Genomic DNA, 23,608 nt, shown 5'->3' with positions numbered 1-23,608 from the left:
TCCCCCAGGGGAGGCGGGGGGAGATCCCTTGTCCCGCCTGTATCTCCAACCCAATGAACTCCAACGTCCCAAGAAACTCGTGTTGAAGTAAACTTCAATTTCTGTTTGACTGCCTTCTCATGGAAGTCTTCTCATGGAAGTCGTGACGCACCAACCGGCCATAAGCTTTTCAATTTCATGATCCTTCTCCTTCCATTTGCTGGCCGGTGGTAGCGCTTTTGACGTTCGCTCAAAAATGAAATCGCTCATCGCCGCTCTCTTCTTCGTCACTTGCGGTTCTGCTGCAGCTGACGAATATCGATACCATCTTAGTGTGACCACGGGATTGCAGGAATGTGTATTCGATCAGCGAGGCAAACAAACGACCATCGTTTTCTCCAAGGATTCGGACTCGGAAGCGAGGTTCATATTGGAGAAGATTCTCGAGCTGGGAGGAATCAACGGAACAAAGGGCATGGATGAGTGGCATGGGGCTCCCTTTGACCAAGCGCTTATACTGAAAGGGAGGCTTGAACCGAAGATTCGCAGAACGGCATCAGCTCCCAATTCGGCTCAGTCCGAGGACTACCAAGAGTTCAAACTTGAAGAAGTAATGGTCCGATTTCCACTCGTTCGGCATCGGCCCGGCAAGGTGTTCGACACTGCTTTTCTGGAGACACATTTTTCTTTCGACACGCTCTTTCCCGAAGGTCTCGTATTTAAGGGCACGAAAGTCAATTTCGACAAGCACACCGCTAGTGGTGCATGCGCTCATCGTTAGGCGTTGCTACGCGCACACAAATTCCACAGACATGATTAAGCCACTGACTATCTCACTCTGCCCCCTGTCTGCCCTCGTCATCGTCGCGGTGTCTCGTCTCGTGGCAACCCTGCGCCCGCTCCGGCGTCTGCTCGTGGTCATTGCGCTGGGGGCGTGGAGCCCGGTCGTGGCGCAGGAGCCCGCAGGACGATGCGAGCAGTGGGATGTGTTTGAACTGGTGCTGAAAGGGCCAACCGAAGGGAATCCCTTCACCACCGTAACGCTTTCCGCACGCTTCACCAGTGGCGGGCAGGCATTGACCGTGCCGGGTTTCTACGACGGCAGCGGCGTGTATCGCATTCGCTTTTCGCCTCCGGCGCAGGGAGAGTGGAAATACGTGACGAGGAGCAGCAGCGCGGCCTTGGAGGAAAAGGTTGGGACGGTGATCGCCGTCGCGCCGGGCGGAGCGAATCACGGCCCGATGCGGGTCCATGAGACCTTCCATTTCGCGTATGCGGATGGCACGCCGTGGTTTCAGGTCGGCACGACTTGTTACGCGTGGACGCACCAACCGGCGGCGCTGCAAGAGCAGACGCTCAAAACGCTCGCATCCGCGCCCTTCAATAAACTGCGAATGTGCATCTTCCCAAAGTCCTACACCTACAACGCGAACGAGCCGGCGAATTTCCCTTTCGTAAGAAACGCGGATAGCACCTTCGACCTAACGCGCTTCGACCCGGAGAACTGGCAAAATCTCGAGCGGCGGATCGGGGACTTGCGAAAGCTCGGGATCGAGGCGGACATTATTCTTTTCCATCCCTACGACCGTTGGGGTTTCAGCGAGATGGACGACGCGACGGACGACTTTTACTTGCGCTACGCCATCGCGCGGCTCGGCGCGTTTCGGAACGTCTGGTGGTCGCTGGCCAATGAATACGACTTCATGATCCCGCCGCTTCGCAAGGGGCAGAAGGGTAACAAGTCGGTCGAGGATTTCGACCGCTTCCTCGCGATCCTCGGGAAGGAGGACGTCTTTGGGCGGCTGCGCAGCATCCACCACGCGTCGAAGATGTATAACCACAGCAACCCGTTGATCACGCACGTGAGCATCCAGAATCGCGACCTGACACAGGTGCTTGCGTGGCGGGAGAAATATCTCAAGCCGATCGTGGTCGATGAATGCCGCTACGAGGGCAACATCTCGCCGAGCTGGGGAAAACTGACCGGGCTGGAAATGGTGCGTCAGTTTTGGGTCGGCACGGTGGCGGGCGGCTACGTGGGACACGGCGAGACGCTGAGGCATCCGGAGGACATTTTGTGGTGGTCGAAAGGCGGCGTGCTACACGGGGAAAGCCCGGCGCGGATCGCTTTTTTGCGGAAGATCATGGAGGCGTTGCCTTACACGGAAATGACCCCGTCGCGCCCCGAGGAGAATGTCCTGCTCCTGTCGAAACCGGGCACCGCGACCCTCGCTTACGCCCTTAAGGCAGGCCCAATGAAACTACAGCTTGCAGGGAAGAATGATTACATGGTCGAAGCCATCGACACTTGGAACATGACGGCCAAGCCGTTGCCGGTCGCGCCGCCCGGCGAGTTTACCTTCACCGCTCCGCAGGACGACTTTCTTCTGCGGATCACGGTGGCGAAGTAAGCTTCCGAGCGTGCCTAATTCCACATCGTCACCAAGCATGGGCGCAAAGGCGTTTTCACCGAGAGCCGCAACGCCTAACAAGACGCTCCATCCAACGGAGGGTAACGCTCCTCTCTGAATTCGGGCTTCCCTCCCCGCCGTGGATGCGCTAGACGTTCGGTCAAGAAATTGGACCATAAGCCAGCATCTATCCGGTTTCTTGACATCGATCCCTTTACACACATGAATAAATACCAGAAAGCGGCAGCTCTTACCATTCGATTGGCCTCGCTTGGTCTCATCCTATACACAGTCATCGGCTCCATATCTGCGGCCTTGATAATGCCACAAGCACTCTGGATTATGGTGCCGCCTTTGGTCGCGGGCGTAATTCTATTCATTCTTGCTATTCCCCTTGGTTGTCTCGCGGCGTCGGGAATCGAAGAATAAGCCAATCACGCCGATGACAATATGCCAAAGATGAGCAACCGGCCATAAGCATCTCAATCTCACGACTCAATCTCCTTTCCTTCGCTGGCCGGCGCCAGCGTTCTAACGTTCGGTAAAAAAATGTCAGGCATCCAAGATCTTCATTAAAGATTGCCAGCATTTCAGACATGATTTTTTTCTGGCTCGACTCGTGCCTTACGCGGTTATCGGAGAATATTGGGGAATGATTTGGTAATTCTTGGCAATGCCCTTTTCCGCTTGACTCAAAGTGGCTCTTTGGTCCAGTTCCGGCACCGGTCTTTATGTGCTGGTTTGCTCTGCCCTGTCGGCATTTTTGTGGGCAACAATCATTTACTTCTGCCTGAAGTGGTTTAGCGGAAGCAGAAAAAAGATGCCGAACAATACGAGGCTGGGCAACCCTCACAAGCCGCCCTGTTCTCAACCTCACCCGTAACATGAACCCCAACCCCGCGTTCAACGCTCGCCCCCGGTAGTGGTTGGCGGCTCTGGGACGGTCGCCAAAAAACAAAGAACTGATGAATACGACGTTTTTCGGCCTCTGCTCCGTTCTGCTGCTGGCATCAGCCATCGGCATCCCGATCTACTACGTGATTTTCCGGCGGCGATTCTGGTTCCCTGCCTTTGTCTCGTGGCTCTTGCTAGTCGGCTCTCAACAGTTCGCGGTTCTAAGCAGCACGCACGGTCTATCGCCTGACGGATCGATCTCAACCGACACCACCACGGTAGGACTAACCTTATTCACCGGATGGCTTCTTTCGATTCCGTTCTGTGGAATTCTATTGCTGATCAGAATCCTTTTGTGTCGATTTGGCCTGCTGCCAACCAAGGTTGACGAACGGGACGCCGTGGTGGTTAAGGGAAAAAGCCAACAATGCGACCAAGTCGAAATGTCTAACCGGCGATAAGGGCTTGTTGAAGTTCTGACTTCTCATTTAGCCGGCGAGGTGCTCTAAAACGGTGCTAAGAAATATGACACAGTTACCTACTTCCGCAGACTCCGTATTCTCTTTTATTAATGCAACAGCGGAGGCTGTCGATTGCGGGTTTCGCTGGAGGACATACGACTATGGAAATCGTCCTCAATACCACTACAGCATATTCAATGGAGTGGGTGGAATTCCGATATTTCTTTCGGCGTATTTCGAGGTCACGCGGAATCCCCGCGCTCTCGAACTTGCTCGTGGTGCCCTCACTTGGTCATTTCAGAATGAACCGGAAGAAGGTAGCTTCCAACGCGGCCTGCAAATGGGTAAGTTCGGGGTCGCCTATTCCGCGCTCTGCGTCTCGAGAGCCAGTGTTCGCGATGAATTTCCCGAATTCACCGAAGATCTAGCCAACCACGTCCTCAGCGAAGCTCCCGGACCTATCACGGACTTGATCAGTGGAGAGGCCTCCAACGGATGGCTGCTTTTGCAACTGTGGCAAAAGAAGCCCGAGGCAAAATATCTTGAAGGCGCGATCCGGTGCGGCCGCTGGCTGGAGAATCAACTTGTCACGGACGAGTTGGGAACCCACTGCCTGGTGGACCCGATCCAAAAAAGTTTTGGAACCAAACCCTACTCAGGCCTGTCTCACGGCATTTCCGGGGTGGCTCATTTTTTCGCCTGTCTCTACCGGGCCACTTCTGATGCTCACTGGAAAGGCCTGGCGATTGCGCTTCTGGAAACCCTAGTCCGTCACGCTCAGCCTGCCCGAGGTGGAATCAACTGGAGTCCCATTCTCGGGATGAACGAACTTACCCGTTGCCAATACAGTCATGGCGCGGCGGGTATAGGGCTTGTCTTTGCGAAAGCGGCGGGACTTCTCGATCAACCGGACTATCTGTCCATCGCGCTGCAGGCCGGTGAAGCCACGTATCAATACGGGGACTACCGGGAGAATCCAACTCTCTGCACGGGGCTGGCCGGGGGCGGCGAGCTTCTGGTGGAACTCTATCGAATCACCATGGAGGAGATTTGGCTGGAACGGGCCAGGGAGTTTGCTGAGAAGGCACTTGCTTACCGCTCTATCATCGACGGCCAGACTTTTTGGCCTACGGACGCTGTCGATTGCTTTTCAGCCGACTTCACTTACGGAGCGTCTGGGATTGGTTACTTTTTCCTGCGAGTGATGAATCCACTTCAATTCGAGCCCCCTCTGATGTGAGACGGGAATTGAATCCGCTATCCAAAGAGCCGAATCGGATCCTTGGGAGTGATTCGCTCCCATCGTGGCTCTCTTCCACCTCCCATCCATGAATTTCCTTGTTTTACTCCTCACAACCGCTACCAAGCAAAAGGCTTTTGTTGTTCCCTCGTGGAGGTTCCCGGAAGCTTCGGTTCTCAACGGTAACATGTCATGAAAGCCAACTATCGCGCGGCCGCTTCGGCCGGATTGCTATTATCCGCCTGCGCGAACGTGGGCCACGCTGCAACGACGGTGCAGACCGTGGTGGGGCCGCAGGCCGCGAGCAGCAATTTCGATGTTCTTTTTTCAACCCCGCTCACCAGTGTCACGCAGCTTGTTTCGATCAGTGACGGCTCGGTCAACACGGGTGAGGGTGCGGCCTTCAGCATCAGCGCGATTTTGACCAACAACCAGGTGGTGCAGATCTTTTCCGCATCCCCGCCACCCCCGTTTTTTCAGACCCCTTCACTCGCAGCTTTTACCGGAAACGTTTTCACTCCCTTCGGCACTCCGCAGGATGTCAAGGCGTTGCGCTTCACGTCCACCGGCTTTCCGGCCGGAACCTTCGCCTTGCCCGCCTTGACCGTCCTGACCTTTACGGTGGTTCCCGAACCGGCGGCCGCCCTGTTGATGGTGCTTGGATTTGTTTTTCTGGCGTTCCGCCACCGCCGGCAAATCGCCTGAATCCGCAGCTTCGGCGATCCGGCAGTGAAACTCAGAGGCTGTCTGAAAATTCCGATCCGGATGCGGTGGATGACATTCCTGCTACTTTTTTCCGCGTGAACCGCGGATAGGGGGCATGGACGTCTCGTCCATGCGTGGGGACAGACGTCCCCACTCCCTATTTTAAGACAGGCTCTCAATCATTGGAGGAATCAGAACGTCGCTCGAACTCGGCGAACTTTCCGTTAGGGCTGCGGAGGATTTCAACCACATACTCGATGCTGACGCCAAAAGCGCCGCCAAGCGCGTCAGTGGCGCTCTTGATGACATGGGCCTCTTCTTCAGAAGTGAGCGGCTGTGCTACGACCAGCCGGAAACATACATGGTCTCGCGATGTCTGGATGACCTGATGCTGGCGGATCGAGCGGACCTTCATGACGGCGCTGTGGCCATAGTAGGGCGGGCGCAGTTCGCCGGAAGGAAGCATGATCAGATCCCGCGCACGCCCTGGAATGGCGTCGAGAATGGGCAAGGTGCGGCCACAAGCGCAGGGACCTTCCCCCACCGTGGCGAGATCGCCGATTTCATAACGGATTAGGGGCATGGCGAAGTTATGGAGGGGTGTCACGATGACTCTACCCGTCTCGCCAGGAGCGCAGGGTTGCCCCTCCGCATCGAGCACCTCGATGATGGATTTTTCAGACTGGAGATGCCAGCGCCCACCTTCACGGCACTGATAGGCCATCGCTCCCGTTTCCGCAGCGGTATAGGTGCTGGCCAGCGGGGCGTCCCAGATTTCACGACAAAGTCCTGCCAGCTCCGGCGGACTCGCTTCGCCCACACCGATGGCTTCCATCAGGGGCGGCAGCTGGATCTCTTCGCCGCGTGCGTGGCGGAGAATCTCCAACAGCAGCGATGGAAACGTGCAGAGGTAGTCGGGCTTCAGCTCGCAGATCGTCTGAACCAGCGCGCGAATGGGCGTGCGGTAATCCAACAGAAAGCTCGGTCCGGTGGGCCAGACCACCGAGGCCGGAGGCCCCCAGTCGGCCGTCTGCCGCAGGTGGACGCTCTCATCCATCACTTCCCGGCGGTCATCCCGCAGGATGGAAAGAAATCTGCCCGATAGATCGCGGCCGCGCCAGACATGCTCGCGCAGTTGAAACGCCTGCCAATAGAAGTAATCGAGGGTGCTGCGGGCGATCCGCACCGGCCGTCCCGAAGAGCCGGAAGTGACACTTTCACCGATGTTGCCATGGCCGTCGGGGAGCTGGCTTACCCGCAGTTGATCGCCCAGCGATTGAACTTCGGCACGAGTTAGAATTGGCAGGGATGCCCAGCGCTCGTTCCATTCCCGCATGGTGAGCGCCGCTTGACTCCTGGTTTTCGGATCGAGCCCAGCGGCCCGCAGCCGGTCACGCCAGAAGGGCAGTTGCCCGGCTGCATGATCCATCAGCGCTTCAACCTGTGGACGTCGCGCCATGGCCAGTTGCTCGTGGGTCATGAACTGGCTTTCCGCAAGCTGCCCGAGGACGGCGAGCAGCGCGGCGGCGGGCGCCTGCGGGATCGCCGGCCAAACGGCACCGGGAAAAGCCGGGTGAGGCGTCGGCGAATTCATGCCTGATGCTATTTGCCACGCGCCGCACCCCAAGGATAAACCACACTTCTTGCGCGTGGATGGGATGGCATTTCAGTTTTCTCGATGGGACTGGTGAAGAAGCGGCTTTAAAATGAAATTCGACTAAGAATTTCAGCGCGAGGGTGTCTTACTGGAGGTATCCTTGCACCCTGCAAGCAATCACATCACCTCCGGGTAGCCTGAAACCGTATGAAAATCCCATCGTTCCTCTGCATTGCCGCATCGCTGTTTCTATCGATGCAAATACTAACGTCGCAAGAACTAACCTCGCAAGAAGCCCCCTCTGCGGCCGCCACGGACCAAGCGGTGGTGTTCCCCAATTTCCTCACCAAGAGCGGTATTCAAATCATCTCGTCCACCTATGGATCCGGCGTCAATTTTTCTGACGTGACGGATGAGACCGTCAAATTGCTCAACCAGCAGTCCAGATTTTACGCCTGTCCGGAATGGCTGCGAGCGGATCCAACCCCAGGTTGGAACAAGGCCCTGGTCATTATTTTCAAATACCAGGATCGCAGGTATCTCTTCTCATCCGGGGAGGGCGGCAAAGTGGACATCTCCCTCTTGAAACTGAAGGCGGCCGAGCAGGACGCTTCGGCGAATCCCTAGACTAAAACGTTACTTTCTCTGTTCCATCCTCGTTTTCGGATCGGCGGGGACGGGCTTGCCGGTTTCCCCGATGGGGCTGGTGAAGAGATAGCGCCAGACGTCTTCGTGGATGAATTTACCGGAGGCGTCCTTGACGGCGGCCCCGCCTGGCATGGCGGAGCTGTGGGCGCGGCCGTGATTGCCGCCGACATCGGCGTCCGAAATCAGGCGGCGGGTGTGGCCGTAGGGCGCGGGCGTCTTGTCGACGTTGACGACGGGACCGAACTGTTGGAGGCCCATCAGTTGCCAGGAGCGCGGGTAGTGGTCGCTGATCCAGCCGTCATCGAGGACATTGGAGAAGCCAAAGAAGCTGCTTTCCGGAGTGGCGGATGGGAGTTTCTGCCAGACCTCGTATTGGTCGCGGGGGCCGGAGAACATGACGACGCGATCCACCTTCACCGCCTTGGCCATGCGGGCGGCGGTGGTGGAGCCGTGGGAGATGCCGGAGAGGATGACCTTGTCCCACTGGAGTCCCTTGCCGTCGCGGGTGAGGAATTGTTTCCAATTTCCCTCAGGGTTCTTTTGATCGAGCCATTTCACGAACTGATAGGAGCGCTCCATGATGCTGTCCGGCTTGGGAATGTCCACGGCCTCGCTGGCATCCTCACCGGTGGCCGCCTCCAGCCGGATGTTTGATAGAAACAGATCATCCTTCGGCGGCGGGCCGGAGTAGAGTTTGTCGAACCACTCGCGGGCATAACAGACCTGGATGGAATTCATGCCGTAGCTGTCGAGGTGGTTGAACAGTTCCTTGTCATAGCCCATCAGCCAGATGACGAGCTTACCCTGCGACGGCACGCGGGTATCGACGCTGGCATGCTCGACATCCTGCGGCTTGCCGCCCTTTTCCAACAGGAAACCGATTTCCGGATGGGCCTTTGCCCGCGGGTCGATCTCGCTGGCGCGGGCGGTGAGGTCGTAGTGTTTTCCTTCCGTGGGAGCGGCGGATAGCTGGCTGACGAGGAGGGCGGTGAGGAGTAAGGCTTTCACGGTGATGATGAAATCGGGAAGGAAGAGTTTTTAACCGCGGATTTCGCGGATATATGGGATAGGGAAATAGGAAAACAAAAAGCTCTTCATGATCCGTCCCATCCGTGTAATCCGCGGTTAAAAAACTCTTCGATTAGTTCGCGTCCGCGGCGGGGATGAGCTTTTGTTTGGCGAGCCATTTGAGGCTGGCGGTTTTCCACTGTTCCCACATCGGGCCTTGGTAGCCGTTCAGACCGTGGCCGCCCGTGGGGAGCTTGAGGTATTCGGCGGGGACTTTGTTTTTTTCGAGCGCGTCGTAATACATCTGGCTGTTGGCCGGCACGACGAGAGTGTCATTTTCCGCATGGGCGATGAAGGTGGGCGGGGTGTCGCGAGTGACCTGCTTTTCATTGGAGAAAAGGTCGATGGCTTTGGCATCCGGCGACGGGCCTAACAGCGCCGCCTTGGAGCCGCCGTGGGTGAGCTCGCCCATGGTGATGACCGGATAGACGAGGATGGAGAAATCCGGACGGCAGCTTTGTTTGTCGATCGGGTTGTTGGCTTTCGGATCGCCCCTGTCGAAATGGGTGGCGGCGGTGGCGGCGAGGTGGCCGCCGGCGGAGAAGCCGATGTTGCCGACGTGCTTGAGTTTCCAATCGGTGGCATGCGAGCGGACGATGCGGGTGGCGCGTTCGGCATCGGCGAGCGGGAGGGATGAATCTCCGTTGGGCAGGCGGTATTCGACGACGATGCCGGTGACGCCGTGCTCGCCGAACCATTTCGCGATGCGCTGGCCTTCCGGTTCCACGACGAGCATCGTGTAACCGCCTCCCGGATAGATCATCACGGCGGTGCCGTTTGGTTTGGCCGGGTGATAGACGGTCATGACGGCTTCGCCGGGTGGCTTTTCGCCTTCGGCCAGAGGCTTGCCGGTGGTGACGGAGAAACGTTCCGGTGTTGGCTCCGCAGCGGGTGCGGCGGCGCCGGGCAGAATGGAGAGAAGTGAGGCGACGAGGAGTGCTGTGGTCCGGTAAGTCATGGTGTCCTTGGGTTTGAGCGGAAGATCGGTGGGTGATCTGTCCGGTGTAAGATTGCTCTACGGGGAAACTGGCGGGGTTTTTCCAGATCAAAATTTGAGAGAGGCGGAAATGTACCAGAGTGATCCGACCGCAGATGGACGAGTGAGATCATGATTCTGAAATCTTCCTGTTTCTCATCTCTTCTCAACAAACTCCAAGTCTCCTCTCTTATCCGCGTCCATCTGTGTTGATCCGCGGTTCAAAAATCTTCCTTTCGTTTCTCAATAGGGAATCACCACCGTACGCTTTCCAGCTTGTGGGGATTGCGGATCATGTAAATGGCCTTGAGCCTGCCGTCTTCGAAGGAGAAGGTGGTGACGTTGATCGAACCGTCCCGCCGCTTGGTGATGACGCCGGGTGAGCCGTTGATGGTAACGATGCGGTTCTGCCAACCGACGATGGAACGCTCGCGCAGACCGAGGAACATGCGACCTATCTTGTCGGGACCGTAGATGGGCCAGATGGCCGCGCGGACGACTCCGCCGCCGTCGGAGTAGAGGATGGCGTCATCGGTGAGCAGGGACATGAGGTCCTTGAGCTCGCCCGTCTCGCAGGCAGTTAGAAATTCCTTGACCAGCCGCTCGGCTTCTTCGGTGGAGGATGGACGCGGCTCATCCAACTTGCCGAGACGGGCTTTCGCGCGGCTGACCATCTGGCGGCAGTTCGCCTCGGACTTGCCGGTAATTTCCGCGATGGCGGCGTAGTCGTGACCGAATGCCTCGCGCAGAAGGAATGCCGCGCGTTCGACGGGTGTCAGTTCCTCCAGCATCATCATGAAGGCGGTGCTGAGAGAATCGGCGAGCTCCGCGGGAGCCGTTTCATTTTCGATGATCGGCTCCGGCAGCCAGACGCCGACGTATTCCTCGCGCTGGCGCCGGACCGACCGCATCTGGTCGATGCAGAGGCGGGTGATGGCGGTGGTCAGCCAGGCTTTGGGTTCGCGGATTTCAGAAACGTCCTGTTTGTGCCAGCGGAGGAATGTTTCCTGCACCATATCCTCGGCCTCCGTGACACGGCCTAACATGCGATAGGCGATGCTGAAAAGCAGCGAACGAAACTCGGAAACGTCACTCATGGGAAAGCGCGGGGCAGGGCATCATGCCTTGAAACCAACGGGCAGGCGGAAGCCTATGCCGAAACGATTCCAGCTGTTGATGGTGACGATGGCGAGGGTGATTTTCGCGATGTCCGCCTCGGAGAAATGCGCGCTAATGATGGCGAAGTCCTCGTCGGAAACATGGCCGCCGGGCAGGCGTGTTAATTTCTCCACCCAATGCAGCGCGGCTTTTTCCTGCGGAGTGAAAAGATCCACTTCCTGCCAGAAGGCGAGCAGGTTGAGCCGGTCGTCGGTCTCGCCGATTTTTTTCGCGTCCTTGAAATGCATGTCCGCGCAATAGGCGCAGCCGTTGATCTGGGAGACGCGGAGCTTGATGAGTTCCTGGAGGATGGGGGCGAGGCCGGAAGTCCGCACGGCGGTTTCCATGGCGAGCATCGCCTTGATGACTTCGGGGGCGGCTTTCCAGTATTCGAGGCGGGGCTTCTGCGGGTCGGTATTGGTTGGTGTGTTCATGTCACACTGGATGACGAAACGGGAGCGGGGTTTGTGACAGGGGCGTGAAATAATTTTTTCCGCGGTTCTCATCAGGGCGGCGGGAACCCGGATGGGGGGCTGGTTTTAGATTGCATCGGCGGAGGTTTCCGCTTGTTTGGAGGGCCATGAACCCATTCAGCCGCCGTCATTTCATCCAACTCGGGGCCGCCGCGACTCTCGCTCCTTTCATCAACGCCCGGGGGCAGGATGCTCCAGGGAAAAAGCTCGGTGTCGCGTTGCTGGGGCTGGGCGATTACGCGACCCATCAACTCGGGCCGGCCCTCAAGCAGACGACGAATGCGAAGCTGGTGGGCATCATCACCGGATCGCCGGCGAAGATCCCGGTCTGGCAGAAGGAGTATGAGATTCCCGACGGAAATATTTATAACTACGAGAACTTCGACACCATCGCGGACAACAAGGACATCGATGTTGTTTACGTTGTGACACCGACCGCGCTGCATCCGGAGTTTGCGATCCGCGCGGCGAAGGCGGGCAAGCATGTGATTTGCGAAAAGCCGATGGCTCCCACGGCAGCCGATTGCCAGCGGATGATCGATGCCTCGAAGGCGGTGGGCAAGACCTTGCAGATCGGCTATCGCCTGCATTGGGATCCCTATCACCTCCGGCTGATGGAGATCATGAAGAAGAAGGAGTTCGGCGATTGGAAATCGATTTCCACACGGAACGCCTCGGTGATGAAGACCTTCACCGACCTCAACGCCTGGCGGATCAGCAAGAAGCTCGGCGTCGCGGGATCGCTCTATGATCTCGGCGTCTATTGTGTGCAGGCATCGCTTTACACCGCCGGGATGAATCCGGTTAGCGTGACGGCGAAGCATTCCACCAAGCGCACGGAAGTTTTCACGGAAGTGCCTGAAACCTACGAGTGGGTGCTCGAATTTCCCGATGGCAGGAAGGCCGACGGCTTCTCCAGCTATGGCGACGAAGGGAACCATGTCCGCGCCGAAGTGGAGAAGGGCCGCGTCGAGCTAACACCCGCCTACTGGTATGCGGGCATCAAGGGCACGACGCCCGACGGACCGATGAATTTTCCCGCCGTCAACCAGCAGGCCAAGCAGATCGACGGCCAGTGCGCCGCAATCCTAGCAGGCACCCCGAGCATGGTTCCCGGAGAAATGGGCTGTCGCGATATCCAGGTCGTCAACGGCATCATCGAAGCTGCTGAGACCGGCAAGCCCTTCACCTTCGGAAAATTTCCCTACTAACCAAACCTAGGGAGTGTAAACCGTCAGGCCGCCCCATTCGGGCTGTTGACCCGTGTTGCCCCCGCCTTCAAAACACAGACCACTCATGAAAAAATCGTTGTTACTCCTCATCGCGGGCTCGCTCCTCGCGCAGGCGGCTCCGTCCAAGCAATGGACGCCGGAAGAAGCGAACGCCTGGTATGCCAAACAGCCGTGGCTGGTTGGCTCTAACTACGTGCCCGCCACCGCCATCAGCCAGTTGGAAATGTGGCAGGCGGAGACCTTCGATCCGAAGCGCATCGACCTCGAACTCGGATGGGCGGAAAGCCTCGGCTTCAACACGATGCGCGTCTTCCTCCACGACATCCCGTGGAAGACGGACTCGGCGGGTTTTCTCAAGCGCATCGACACGTTTCTCGACATCGCGAAGAAGCACAAGATCCGGCCGATGTTCGTATTCTTCGACAGCTGTTGGAACCCCGAGCCAAAGGCTGGGAAACAGCCCGATCCCAAACCGCATGTCCACAACTCCGGCTGGGTTCAGAGTCCCGGTTGGGAAATCCTGCAGGATCCCGCGAAACAGGATACGCTGAAACCTTATGTGGTCGGCGTGATCAGTCATTTCAAGGACGACAAGCGCATCCTCGCGTGGGACCTCTACAACGAGCCTAACAACGAGAACGGCGGCCGCTTCAAGGAGGATCCGAATCAGAAATTCCCAAAAGCGCTGATGCTGGTGAAAAAGGCCTTCGAATGGGCGCGTGAGGCGAATCCATCGCAGCCGCTGTCGTCCGGCATCTGGATCGGTGATTTCGCGAATCCCAACGAGTTCCAGAAGACCCAGTTGGAGAGCTCGGACATCATCAATTTCCACTGTTATAATGGACTGGTGGAAACGCAGAGTAAGGTCGATGCATTGAGAAAATACAACCGCCCGATCATGTGCAGCGAATACATGGCTCGGCCGGAAGGCAGCACGTTCCAAGCGGTTTTGCCGTATTTCAAGGAGCAGAAAGTCATCGCGATGAACTGGGGCTTCGTCGATGGCAAGAGCCAGACGATCTATCCGTGGGACTCGTGGACGAAGGAATACAAGAGCGAGCCGGATCCGTGGTTCCATGATATTTTCCGCGGCGACGGCACGCCTTACAAGGAGGACGAGGTGAAGCTCATCCGTTCGCTGACGGGCAAGAAATGATTTGTTGATTTGCGAGGGCGGGGCCGATTGCCGGTCCCGCCTTTTTCGTGCTCGGGCGACGCTAGAAACGCATTGTCATTTCTGGTCCGCCCGATAGCCTGCGGAACCATGACCCAAGACTCCCGCCAGGTTCTCATCGAGCTTCTTTTCCTGTCCCTTTACATGGACGACCACCTCTCGCTGGCCGAGGATGAGGTGTTGAACGATGCGCTCGAATCCCTCGGCTGGGACTCGCCGGCTCCGCGGGAAAAATTCATTTTCAAGGCGTTCTCATCCGCCCGCGAGGCGATGACGAGTCTGGACAAGATCCGTGAGTTTCTCGATGTCCGCACGGCGGTCATCAAGCGGGATGGCGAGGAGGCTGAATCGCTCACCTGGCTCTCCAAAGTTCTTGGCTCCGACGGGCTGACCTCGACGGAGAAGTATTTCCTCGACCAGTTGGAGGCCCGTTTATACCCGGGAAGTTGAGTTTTTCGCGGATTTTCGTGCGGACGTAGTTGTTTGGCGGACAACGATTTCGGGCATTGGCCGGGGCGGGGGATTCTATCTTTCCTTGAAAAATAGGGAAATGGAGGCGTAGTTGCCGCGCCCCTTCCCAGCCTTGGAAAGCCCATGCCCATGTTTTCATCCGCCTCCGCTTCATTGCGGAACACCCTTTTGACTTACTGCTCGCTCGCGCTTTCCGCGCACGCAGTCGTGTTGAACAGTCCGTCCCAGACGGCGGTCAATGCGGCAGTTTCCTGCTCGCTCATTGATTACGGCCGCGATTACACCAACGGTGCCTATACCAATGGCGCATGGTTCGGCGGTGCGTCCATCGTTCTCGCGACCGCCAGTTTTGCGGGAAATACTTCGGCTGACGCGAGGTTGCTGGAACAGCTCCGATTCAGCAGCACCGGCACCAACGAGATCTGCGCCAATGGCGGCTATCCCGCCCAGCACGAGCTGCAGGCGACCGGCATGTTCGCCATTGCGAAACTCACCCCGCGGATCTGGAACCAGCTCACCACGGCGGAGAAATCACGCATCGATCTCATCATGAAGGCGTCGCTCATCTCCTGCGCCTTCACCACCAGCAATAACAATCCCTTCGTCAATTCCCAGCGCACGCTCGACGGTGACACCAATCTCGGCCGTGACTGGAACCCGAACTATCGGGAGGGGATGTTGGGCAGCGTGCTCGTCGCCATGACCTACTTCGGCGGTCCCACGGCCACCCAGTCGATTCTCACCAGCTACGATCACGCGCAGTTTGTCTCGCAGCTTTATTCCGCCGGTCTCACCAACGCCGGCCTGACCTTCAATTATAAGGCGGCCACTGGTAACCAGAACGCTCCCACCGGCGCGAACATCGAGACCGCCGTTAGAAATTACATCTATTACAATTCCGGCATTAGCGACTACACGGGCATTTACAATTCACTGGCCACCGATACCTACGGCAAAAACGTCAACAGCGGACTGAACAACGGGGCCGGAATCAATGGATCCGGCAAGATCAACTCGGGAGCGGCGACCCTGCCGAACCCAGGAGTGGCGGGGATGCTCAAGGAATTCGACAGCAGCGATGGCGGCGGTTTCCGGAGCTCCCTCGAATACTGTTATTACGGCTATCGTTCCCATCAGACCAACCAACTCGTCCTCATCATCGGCGGCTACCTTCAGAAGGGCACCGCGGTGACTGACAATGCCGCCGCGAAGATGCGGATCGGCAACACGGATCTTTGGTATAAGATGGCGAATGGCTACCGCGATTACGACAAAGGAAATGACTACGGTTTAAAGAACGCTTTCTCGCCACAAATGCAGGCATTTCCTTATATCCGGTCGCTCTGGGAGGACGTGCTCTATCCCTATCACTTTTCCAGCACTGCAATCCCGACGGACAGCGACGGCGACGGCACGGATGACGCGACGGAAGTCCGTTTGGGGCTCAATCCTGCCAGCGGCGTATCTCGCTTCATGGTCTGGACGGAAGGCCGCGGTATCCGCTGGCCCTCGGCTCCCGGGCTGACCTTCGTCGTGCAGCGCAGCTCTGGAAGCAGCAGCGTGAACTGGGTGACGATCGCAACGGTCACGGGCGTCTACGGAACGACGGGTTTCACCGATCCCTCGCCACCGGCGGGAACCGTGCTCTATCGGGTGGGGCTCAAACCTTGAGTCATTAAACGCAACTTGATGCAATCGCCCGAAGATAGGCTGCGAACGCCGTTTTTTCGTGAATTCATGGCTGCGGGTTTTTGGTGTTTATTCGATTGAAAATCAATCGATTGTGTCAGTTTCTTGAAACGCTTTTTCGCTCCGCATCTTGACAAAATCTCCGCTGAAGGTAGACCTAAAGGTGCTATGAATATTAAGTCCCTTACATTATCAATTTCCGGCGCGTCCCTGGCGCTGGTATCATTCGCAACCACGGCTCAAGCCAAGCCGGACAAACCGAAAAAGCACCACCTCAGCTTCGAACAGGCCGATGCCGACAAGAGCGGCAGTCTGGATGTATTCGAATTCGCAAGTACCCAGGGTCCGGGTGTCCCGATGGTTGAAGATCGCAGACGCTTCCTGCCGATCGACGTCTCCGGAGCGTTCGAGGTGGTCATTGATCCGCTGACAGGGGAGCCCGCCGTTGATCCTCTAACCGGTGATCCTGTGCTCGGCGATCCGATTCCCGACGGTTTCGTCACCTTAGAAGAGCTGGAAGCCTATCGATCCGGCGAACGGACGAAATCCGATCTCACGCGTTTCGAATTGGCCGATTTCGATGGCGACGGCGTCCTCACTCCGGTGGAGTTCGGCTACCTCACCTCGCCCAAGGTTCCGCTCAAAAACGTCACCCGCAAGTTCAACCGGCTGGACACCGATGACGACGGTTTCCTGACCAAGGACGAGTTCAAGAAACCTGACGCCGATCCCGCCTGATCCGCAGGATCAATTACAACCAGCCAGCCAAGCCGGCGTTCAGTGATGAACGCCGGCTTTTTCGTTGGATGGCATCATCGCAAGAACTGGAGTTGATAGTTTCATAGTCGGGTGCCGCTCAGTGCGGTCAGTGGTGGTGGGATGGCGCAGACGGTTCTGCAATTTTATTGTTCGGTGCGCGCGAGTTCGCATGGACTGAAGTTGTTAATGGAATCTCCGCCCCTCCGCACGAATCGCGTCGTCCACCGCGCAGACGGATCGCCACCGAGAATAAGATATACCTCGAAAGCATTGCCGTGCTCACAGAAATGGAAGGCGTCAACCTCAACGCCGTCTTCGGCGATCTTCGGATTCACGAGAGCACGAAGGTGAAGCGTTGCCGACTTCGTGAACATATCAAAGTGCTCCATGATTCTCTTCGCGAGGTTCAGTGCGTCAGGGTTAGGCCGCAGCCGTCCCCCTTGAATGACAACAGCGTAAGGAAAGACTTTGTTGGGAACGACAATCCAGTTGGTCATTTCGACGCATTCGAGAGCTGACCAGTCGAGTTGCATATTTCAGTGAACGGCTTAATTCGTTCTGCACACGTCTACCAAAGGTGATCGATGACGGTCGATTGATTTAAATCCGGAAGCTTGTCACGTTTCGCCGGGTTTCCGATCGTGCCACTCACCGGGTGATGAGCTGCACGCCTTTCTTGCTACCCACGGCCACATCCGGCTTGCCGTTTCCATTCAGATCCACGGCCTGGACCTGGCAGCCGATGCCGGTATCCGAGTCGATGACCGATGCCTGCCAATGGACGCTTTTGCCATCCTTGCGGTTGTAGAAGATCACCGTTAGAGCGGGATCGAGGGAGCCGGGATCGTGCTCGTTGTGGGCAAAGTAGCGCTTGCCGGTGACGAAATCCATCCGCCCGTCCCCGTCGAAGTCGGCGCTGGCGAGTGAGTGGAGTTGGCTGAGCTGCAACCCGCCCTCGCCGGTCTTCGCGGGATCTTCCGGCAGGATGTCGTGACGGGTGAAGGTGACATTGCCGTCCTTTTTCACATTCTCATACCATGCCAATCCGTAGCCGTGGGCGTTCAGGCTGGTGATGACGTCGTTGTCACCGTCGCCATCCGCGTCGAACACCAACATCTGTGAACCTCCCTGACCGGCAAAGGGTTCCTTGTGCCAGGTCCAGCCGGTGTCTTTGGTGGCGAGCTGTTCGAACCAGCCGTCTTTTTCCAAAATGTCCATCCGGCCGTCGCCATTCAAGTCACCGACGCCAAGACCGTGAATATAGGGGGTATCCGTCCGTTTTTCGGAAATGGCGACGAAGTTCCACGGCTTTGTCACGTCCTTCCAGTCGGGCACCGCGTAGCCGAATTTTCCGCCCTGCATGCAGACGAATTCCTTTTTTCGATCGCCGTCGATATCGATCCAATACGGGCATTCCGTCGCGGCCTCGGTCATCACCACGTGGGCCGGCCAGATGCCGTCCTTGCCCGGATTCAAAAATAGCGTGAGGTTCTTCCCGGGATGACTGGCCATCAGGATGTCGTTGCGGCCGTCACCATTGAAATCCTCGACCCAGCTCAGGAACGAATCCTCCTGATAGACCGTGGGTGGTTGCGCCTTGCCCTCGGTAAACTGCTTCCGCTCCTTGAAGCTCGGCCCCTTGAACCAGAACGCACCGGCGACCAGATCCTTCACCCCGTCGCCGTCCAGATCTCCGACGGACAGTCCTTCCGTTAGAAAATCCGTCGTCACCACCTGCTTTTTCCACGGTGCATCCGCGGGAGCAGCGGAGGAGATGGCGATCAAACACAGGGAAACGACAGATACTCGGGTTTTCATCCGGTCTGAAACGTCCTGAGCCGGTGGCGTCTTTCTTCCAATGATGGGGTCCCCGAAACCCGTCGCAGGAACTTTCCAAGCGATCCGAAAAGAGTTCCTCTTGAATTTCGCCTTTCCGGTTCCACGGTGTCGCATGGAGCGCTCCCACCGCACGTGATTGTGTAAAGCGACGGTGCGTAGGCGAAGGGGGGTCATGGTCCTCCCGGCGTTCACCGCTCCACCTTTTTTTCCCGACGGTCTGCGCGATGGCGGAAGGACTGCGCGAGATTTCCGGAAAATTTCCGTTTGCCAAGTTGGCGCTTCGGGTTTACCGGAATGCAAGCAACCACTTGCATGCATTCATGAGCTCTCCCGTATCTCCACCTGCCGGTTCCGCTGCCGAGAAATTACTCGACGCGGCGACCGTCGTTTTCTCCCGCACCGGCATCGGCAGCGCGACGACCCGTGAGATTGCGAAGGAAGCCGGAGTGAACGAGGTGACCTTGTTCCGGAATTTTCAGAACAAGCAGGGCCTGCTTTCGGCGGTGCTGGAGCGGGCGTTCCTGCCATCCGCGGAGCAGCGGGCGCTGCCGGGAAAAACCGTCGGCACCGGGGCGACATTGGAGGAGGTGCTGATGGAATTCGCCGCCGCCGACTTCGAGCGGAAGCAGCGGAACATTGCGCTGATGCGGGTGCTGTTGGGAGAGGTGCATTGCTTGGGCGATCAGGAAACGGAAGTGCTGCGGCGGATCTTCAAACCGTGGAAAGAAGAACTCGCCGCCCGCCTTCGGGAAGCGCAGCAACTCGGACTCATGCGGGAGGAGGCGAATCCGGTGATCATCGTGGACCAACTGGTGGCGATGCTTTTCATGGGCGCGCTGAAGGCGGAGACGATGAAGTGCCCGGAGTACGACGCCCCGACCTATCTGAAATCCTGCGTGGAAACGATCCTGTTCGCCATCCAAACGCCGAAGGCTGCTAGAAGACGGAAGAAGCCATGAGCGCCGCTGTGTCCACACTCTATGGCTCCGATCCGGAGTTCCTCTCTCCGCTGGCGGCGAAGCTGCTGGAGAAGGGAATCCTGAAATGGGCGATCTCGCTGACGGCTTCGCTGGCCGCGATTCTTGAGGTGATCGATACAGTCATCACGAACGTGGCGTTGCCGGACATCCGTGGAAATCTTGGCGCGAGCTTGTCCGAAGCGGGCTGGATTTCCACGAGTTATGCCTGTGCGAACGTGGTGATCATTCCTCTATCAGCATGGCTGGGCTATCGCTTCGGCAAGAAGAACTATTTCATGTTTTCCTTGATCGGCTTCACGCTGGCGTCGCTATTGTGCGGGCTTTCGCCGAATCTTGGGATGCTCATCTTCGCCCGCATCCTGCAGGGCCTGACGGGTGGGGGACTGTTGGCAAAGGCGCAGTCGATCGTGTTCGAGGCGTTTCCCAGCGCGGATCGCGCGTTCGCACAGGCGATCTTCGGGATGGGCATCATCGTCGGCCCCGCGATCGGTCCGGTGATGGGCGGCTGGCTGACGGACAATCTCGGATGGCGCTGGATTTTCTACATCAACCTGCCGCTCGGGGCCCTCGCCGTGCTGATGGCTTGGACCTTTCTGCCGACGGATAACAAGAAGGAGATGAATCGTGCGGGCACGGTGGACTGGACCGGCATCGGCCTCCTCGCGGTGGGGCTGGCGTGTTTCCAAATCATGCTGGAGGAAGGGCAGCAGGAGGGATGGTTCGAGTCGGATTTCATTCTAACGACGGCCCTGCTCAGCCTCGTCGGCATCGCACTCTTCGTCTGGCGTGAGCTGACGACCCCGCATCCGGCGGTGGATTTGCGGGTGCTGCGCCATCGTTCGATGATCGGCGGCACGCTTTACTCCGCCATCCTCGGCATCGGCCTGTATGGCATCATGTTCGCGGTGCCGATCTTCGTGCAGGACTATCTGCACTACACCGCCTTGCAAAGCGGGATGCTGCTGGTGCCGGGCGCGATCGTTTCCGCGGTGACGATGATGCTCTTCGGCAAAATCGGCGGCAAGGTTTCGCCCAAGGTGCTGATCACCATCGGCGCGCTGCTCACCAGTCTAACCGGAATCAGCCTGATGAACATGAATCCTGACACTGGTTCCGGACAACTTTTCTGGCCGTTGGTCTTTCGCGGAGCGGGCAGCGTGATGATCTACATGCCGCTGAGCATCGCGACGCTCGGACCGCTGCCGAAGAAAGACATCGCCGCCGGCTCCGGACTCTACAGCCTTACGCGGCAGCTCGGCAGCAGCGTTGGCATCGCGCTGATCACCACCATTCTCGTCCGCCGCGAGGCCCAGCATCGGGCGGTGCTGGTGGAGCGCATCTCGGATTTCCGCCCGGCATTCCTCGACCGGCTGCACACGCTGACGGGATTTTTCTCCGGCCAAGGCGCGGATCCGGTGGCGGCGCACGACCAGGCGATGAAAGTCATCGACCGCATGGTCACCAGCCAGGCGACGATCCTTTCCTATGGCGAGCTTTTCCTCGGCGTGGCCGGGCTCTTCATTTTTACGCTGCCGATCATTCTACTGCTAGGTGGCAAGACGAACAGGGACGCCGAAGAGGCCGCGGCCGCCGCTCATTGAAAATTTAAAAACAAAATCATCATGTCCGAATCATCCATCAACGAGACCGATCCGCAGGAGCCGGTCGTTCCGAAAAAGAAGAACCCGTGGACCAAGCTGGTTCTGCTATCCCTGCTGTGTGCCGGACTGGCTTGGTCTTTCCACGCCGTGCGGCTGGCACTTGTCAGCGAGAAAACAGACGACGCCTACATTGAAGGGCACGTTCACCGCATCGGTGTCGGAGTGGCCGGCACGCTGATGGAGGTCATGGTGAACGAAAACCAGGAAGTGAAGAGCGGACAGCTGCTCGCGAAAATCGATCCGCAGGAATTCGAAATCATGGAACGGCGGGCGAGTGCTTCGTTAGAACAGGCGAAGGCCGGAGTGCTGCAAGCGGAGGCGAAGGCCGCTCAAGCGCGTGCCGCCGGATTTCAAGCCGATGCAGCGATCTCTCAGGCCGAGGCGGAAATCCAAGAGGGCGAATCCCGCAAGGAACTCGCCCGCACGACGATGAAGCGCAACGACTCGCTTTCCCAAAACAACATGCGCGCGGTCTCCAAGGCGGAAGCCGACCAATCCCAAAGTGACTTCGCCGCAGCCGAAGCCGTGGTAACTGCCGCGCAAGCGAAGCTCCAATCCGCCCGTGCCGGAAAAGAAGCCAGCCTCGCCGCGATCAAGGCGGCGGAGGCGGCGATCGTCGCTGCGCATGCCGATATCGATGCGAGCCAGAGCGAAGTTTGCGAAGCCCGCCGTCAGCAGGAACTCACCAACGTGACTGCTCCGACTTCGGGTCGTATCGGCAACAAGAACGCGGAGACCGGCAGCCGCGTGCAGGTGGGGCAATCGCTCTATGCGGTGGTCGAGGACGACTATTGGATCGTCGGCAATTTCAAGGAAACGCAGTTGGAGAATATGCGCGTCGGCCAGAGTGTGGACATCGCGGTGGATGCGTTAGGCGGGAAACATTTCAAGGGCAAGGTCGACAGCTTCTCGCCCTCGACCGGTGCCCGGTTCGCGCTGTTGCCGCCGGACAACGCGACGGGAAATTTCACCAAGGTCGTCCAGCGCGTGCCGGTGAAAATCACCTTCGACGCCGACTCCATCCGTGGCTCGGAAGACGCGCTGCGGCCCGGACTATCGACGGTGGTTCGGGTGATGCTGAATTGATCTACTGCTAGATGAAGCGGACGGGCTTCTCGTAAATGGCGAGGACGATGCAGCCTGCGTAGCCGGTGCCGCGGTGGAGCGTGCCGGGCGGGTGGATGCGCATCGTTCCGGACTCGATCAATCCGTCCGTGTCCTCCTGGGTGCCACAGAGCACGAGGATGTGTTCGTAGCCTTCGTGGATGTGAGTGGGAATCGGCGAGGTGACGCGATAGCGCAGCAGGGCCGCGGCCGGGCCTTCGATTCCATCGCCGTAGAGACGATGGATATCGACGCCGTCGCGGAAGTATTCCCACGTGTAGTCGTCCTGGTGACGGACGATTTCAAAGAGTTTGTTGAGTTCGATGACTGGCTCTGCGGCCGGGTTTTCGATGGGTTTTCCTTCCGTCATGCGGAAAGGGTTTTAACAACTTCCGCGGATTCCGCAACCGCGCCGAACACGCCGCCCTGCATTTTGATCATCTTGATCGCGGCGAGGTGGTTTCCATGGTCGGTGGCGGCAGTGCAATCCGATAGAAGCAGACATTCGAATCCCCGGTCGTTCGCTTCGCGCATGGTGGTGTGCACACAGACGTCGGTGGTGATCCCGGCGAGGAGGATGTTTTTGATGCCCTTCTGGCGGAGGAGCATATCGAGATCCGTGCCGTAGAAGGAGCCTTTTCCGGGCTTGTCGATGATCGCCTCGCCAGGGAGCGGCGCGAGTTCGTCGATGATGTTCCAGCCGGGTTCGCCACGGGTGAGAATGCGGCCGCAGGGGCCAACATCGCCGATGCCTGCTCCGATGCGCTGGCTTCTCCAGCGTTTGTTTTCCGGCAGATCCGATAGATCCGGGCGGTGTCCCTCACGGGTGTGCATCACATGATAGCCGAGCGCGCGGGTGGCGGCGAAGACCTTCTTGATCGGCTCGATCGGCGCGCGGGTCAGCGAGAGATCGTAGCCCATTTGATCGACATAGCCGCCGGGGCCGCAGAAATCGATCTGCATGTCGATGACGAGAAACGCGGTGTTTTCCGGGCGAAGGTCGCCGTTGTAAGGCCAGGGATAGGGATCGGCATCGACGTAAGGCATTTTTCTGAATGTTGAAATTGGTTGGATCTCTGAAACGGCTGA

The 23,608-nt window shown here is 58.1% G+C and carries 23 protein-coding genes; 14 read left to right on the top strand and 9 right to left on the bottom strand.

Going from position 1 to position 23,608, the window contains the following annotated elements; all coding sequences use genetic code 11:
* Positions 1-235: 235 nt before the first annotated feature.
* The 5 genes from ABIQ96_RS06660 (at position 236) to ABIQ96_RS06640 (ending at position 5,690) form a co-directional block, all read left to right on the top strand.
* A complete protein-coding gene (locus ABIQ96_RS06660; RefSeq protein ID WP_348213785.1) occupies positions 236-760 on the top strand; it encodes a hypothetical protein in 525 nt (174 codons plus the stop codon).
* Positions 761-791: 31 nt separating this feature from the next.
* Positions 792-2,390 (top strand): DUF5060 domain-containing protein, encoded by a 1,599-nt coding sequence (locus ABIQ96_RS06655; RefSeq protein WP_348213784.1) that lies wholly within the window; start codon positions 792-794, stop codon positions 2,388-2,390.
* Between the two features lie 965 nt (positions 2,391-3,355).
* A complete protein-coding gene (locus tag ABIQ96_RS06650) occupies positions 3,356-3,745 on the top strand; it encodes a hypothetical protein (RefSeq protein ID WP_348213783.1) in 390 nt (129 codons plus the stop codon).
* Positions 3,746-3,809: 64 nt separating this feature from the next.
* Complete coding sequence (locus ABIQ96_RS06645; protein ID WP_348213782.1) at positions 3,810-4,985, top strand: lanthionine synthetase LanC family protein; 1,176 nt, start codon at positions 3,810-3,812, stop codon at positions 4,983-4,985.
* 192 nt (positions 4,986-5,177) lie between these two features.
* Positions 5,178-5,690: a PEP-CTERM sorting domain-containing protein gene (locus tag ABIQ96_RS06640; protein ID WP_348213781.1), complete on the top strand. Its 513-nt coding sequence runs from the start codon at positions 5,178-5,180 to the stop codon at positions 5,688-5,690.
* 175 nt (positions 5,691-5,865) lie between these two features.
* On the opposite strand, the gene ABIQ96_RS06635 is transcribed toward ABIQ96_RS06640, so the two are convergent.
* Positions 5,866-7,284, bottom strand: coding sequence for an AMP-binding protein (locus ABIQ96_RS06635; protein ID WP_348213780.1), 1,419 nt, complete (start codon positions 7,282-7,284; stop codon positions 5,866-5,868).
* 210 nt (positions 7,285-7,494) lie between these two features.
* On the opposite strand from ABIQ96_RS06635, the gene ABIQ96_RS06630 reads away from it, so the two are divergent.
* A complete protein-coding gene (locus ABIQ96_RS06630; RefSeq protein WP_348213779.1) occupies positions 7,495-7,914 on the top strand; it encodes a hypothetical protein in 420 nt (139 codons plus the stop codon).
* Positions 7,915-7,923: 9 nt separating this feature from the next.
* Here ABIQ96_RS06630 and ABIQ96_RS06625 read toward each other — a convergent pair whose 3' ends face one another.
* The 4 genes from ABIQ96_RS06625 to ABIQ96_RS06610 form a co-directional block, all read right to left on the bottom strand.
* Positions 7,924-8,943 carry a hypothetical protein gene (locus ABIQ96_RS06625; protein ID WP_348213778.1) on the bottom strand — a complete coding sequence of 340 codons (1,020 nt, stop codon included), beginning with the start codon at positions 8,941-8,943 and terminating at the stop codon, positions 7,924-7,926.
* Positions 8,944-9,076: 133 nt separating this feature from the next.
* Positions 9,077-9,961, bottom strand: a complete 885-nt coding sequence (locus ABIQ96_RS06620) for an alpha/beta hydrolase (RefSeq protein WP_348213777.1) — start codon at positions 9,959-9,961, stop codon at positions 9,077-9,079.
* Between the two features lie 272 nt (positions 9,962-10,233).
* Positions 10,234-11,076, bottom strand: coding sequence for an RNA polymerase sigma-70 factor (locus tag ABIQ96_RS06615; RefSeq protein WP_348213776.1), 843 nt, complete (start codon positions 11,074-11,076; stop codon positions 10,234-10,236).
* Between the two features lie 21 nt (positions 11,077-11,097).
* Positions 11,098-11,571, bottom strand: coding sequence for a carboxymuconolactone decarboxylase family protein (locus ABIQ96_RS06610; protein WP_348213775.1), 474 nt, complete (start codon positions 11,569-11,571; stop codon positions 11,098-11,100).
* A 146-nt stretch (positions 11,572-11,717) separates the two neighbouring features.
* Between ABIQ96_RS06610 and ABIQ96_RS06605 the strand changes: the two genes are divergently transcribed.
* The 5 genes from ABIQ96_RS06605 to ABIQ96_RS06585 all read left to right on the top strand — a co-directional run bounded on the left by ABIQ96_RS06605 (position 11,718) and on the right by ABIQ96_RS06585 (position 16,914).
* Positions 11,718-12,821 (top strand): Gfo/Idh/MocA family oxidoreductase, encoded by a 1,104-nt coding sequence (locus ABIQ96_RS06605; RefSeq protein WP_348213774.1) that lies wholly within the window; start codon positions 11,718-11,720, stop codon positions 12,819-12,821.
* 85 nt (positions 12,822-12,906) lie between these two features.
* Positions 12,907-13,998: an endo-1,4-beta-xylanase gene (locus ABIQ96_RS06600; protein ID WP_348213773.1), complete on the top strand. Its 1,092-nt coding sequence runs from the start codon at positions 12,907-12,909 to the stop codon at positions 13,996-13,998.
* A 108-nt stretch (positions 13,999-14,106) separates the two neighbouring features.
* Positions 14,107-14,466, top strand: a complete 360-nt coding sequence (locus ABIQ96_RS06595; protein WP_348213772.1) for a hypothetical protein — start codon at positions 14,107-14,109, stop codon at positions 14,464-14,466.
* 150 nt (positions 14,467-14,616) lie between these two features.
* Positions 14,617-16,158, top strand: coding sequence for a lyase (locus ABIQ96_RS06590; protein WP_348213771.1), 1,542 nt, complete (start codon positions 14,617-14,619; stop codon positions 16,156-16,158).
* A 186-nt stretch (positions 16,159-16,344) separates the two neighbouring features.
* Positions 16,345-16,914, top strand: coding sequence for a hypothetical protein (locus tag ABIQ96_RS06585; protein WP_348213770.1), 570 nt, complete (start codon positions 16,345-16,347; stop codon positions 16,912-16,914).
* Between the two features lie 164 nt (positions 16,915-17,078).
* Here ABIQ96_RS06585 and ABIQ96_RS06580 read toward each other — a convergent pair whose 3' ends face one another.
* Positions 17,079-17,468, bottom strand: coding sequence for a hypothetical protein (locus tag ABIQ96_RS06580; RefSeq protein WP_348213769.1), 390 nt, complete (start codon positions 17,466-17,468; stop codon positions 17,079-17,081).
* Between the two features lie 115 nt (positions 17,469-17,583).
* Positions 17,584-18,753, bottom strand: a complete 1,170-nt coding sequence (locus ABIQ96_RS06575) for a VCBS repeat-containing protein (RefSeq protein WP_348213768.1) — start codon at positions 18,751-18,753, stop codon at positions 17,584-17,586.
* 341 nt (positions 18,754-19,094) lie between these two features.
* On the opposite strand from ABIQ96_RS06575, the gene ABIQ96_RS06570 reads away from it, so the two are divergent.
* Genes ABIQ96_RS06570 through ABIQ96_RS06560 form a run of 3 tightly spaced genes read left to right on the top strand, consistent with a single transcriptional unit; the run spans position 19,095 to position 22,501 of the window.
* Positions 19,095-19,733 (top strand): TetR/AcrR family transcriptional regulator, encoded by a 639-nt coding sequence (locus tag ABIQ96_RS06570; protein WP_348213767.1) that lies wholly within the window; start codon positions 19,095-19,097, stop codon positions 19,731-19,733.
* Positions 19,730-21,355 (top strand): DHA2 family efflux MFS transporter permease subunit, encoded by a 1,626-nt coding sequence (locus ABIQ96_RS06565; RefSeq protein ID WP_348213766.1) that lies wholly within the window; start codon positions 19,730-19,732, stop codon positions 21,353-21,355. The genes ABIQ96_RS06570 and ABIQ96_RS06565 overlap by 4 nt, the downstream gene beginning before the upstream one ends.
* Before the next feature lie 21 nt (positions 21,356-21,376).
* Entirely contained in the window at positions 21,377-22,501 is a 1,125-nt protein-coding gene (locus ABIQ96_RS06560; RefSeq protein ID WP_348213765.1) for an HlyD family secretion protein, read from the top strand.
* Positions 22,502-22,508: 7 nt separating this feature from the next.
* Here ABIQ96_RS06560 and ABIQ96_RS06555 read toward each other — a convergent pair whose 3' ends face one another.
* Both ABIQ96_RS06555 and ABIQ96_RS06550 read right to left on the bottom strand, forming a co-directional pair.
* The gene (locus ABIQ96_RS06555) at positions 22,509-22,889 is read right to left on the bottom strand and encodes a cupin domain-containing protein (protein WP_348213764.1); all 381 of its coding nucleotides are present in this window, start codon (positions 22,887-22,889) and stop codon (positions 22,509-22,511) included.
* Positions 22,886-23,566: an isochorismatase family cysteine hydrolase gene (locus ABIQ96_RS06550; RefSeq protein ID WP_348213763.1), complete on the bottom strand. Its 681-nt coding sequence runs from the start codon at positions 23,564-23,566 to the stop codon at positions 22,886-22,888. Before ABIQ96_RS06550 ends, ABIQ96_RS06555 begins: the two co-directional genes overlap by 4 nt.
* Positions 23,567-23,608 lie beyond the last annotated feature (42 nt).

Origin of the sequence: Luteolibacter sp. (assembly GCF_039920825.1) — a bacterium.
Taxonomy (GTDB): domain Bacteria; phylum Verrucomicrobiota; class Verrucomicrobiia; order Verrucomicrobiales; family Akkermansiaceae; genus Luteolibacter.
This window is presented reverse-complemented; position numbering and strand designations above follow the sequence as displayed.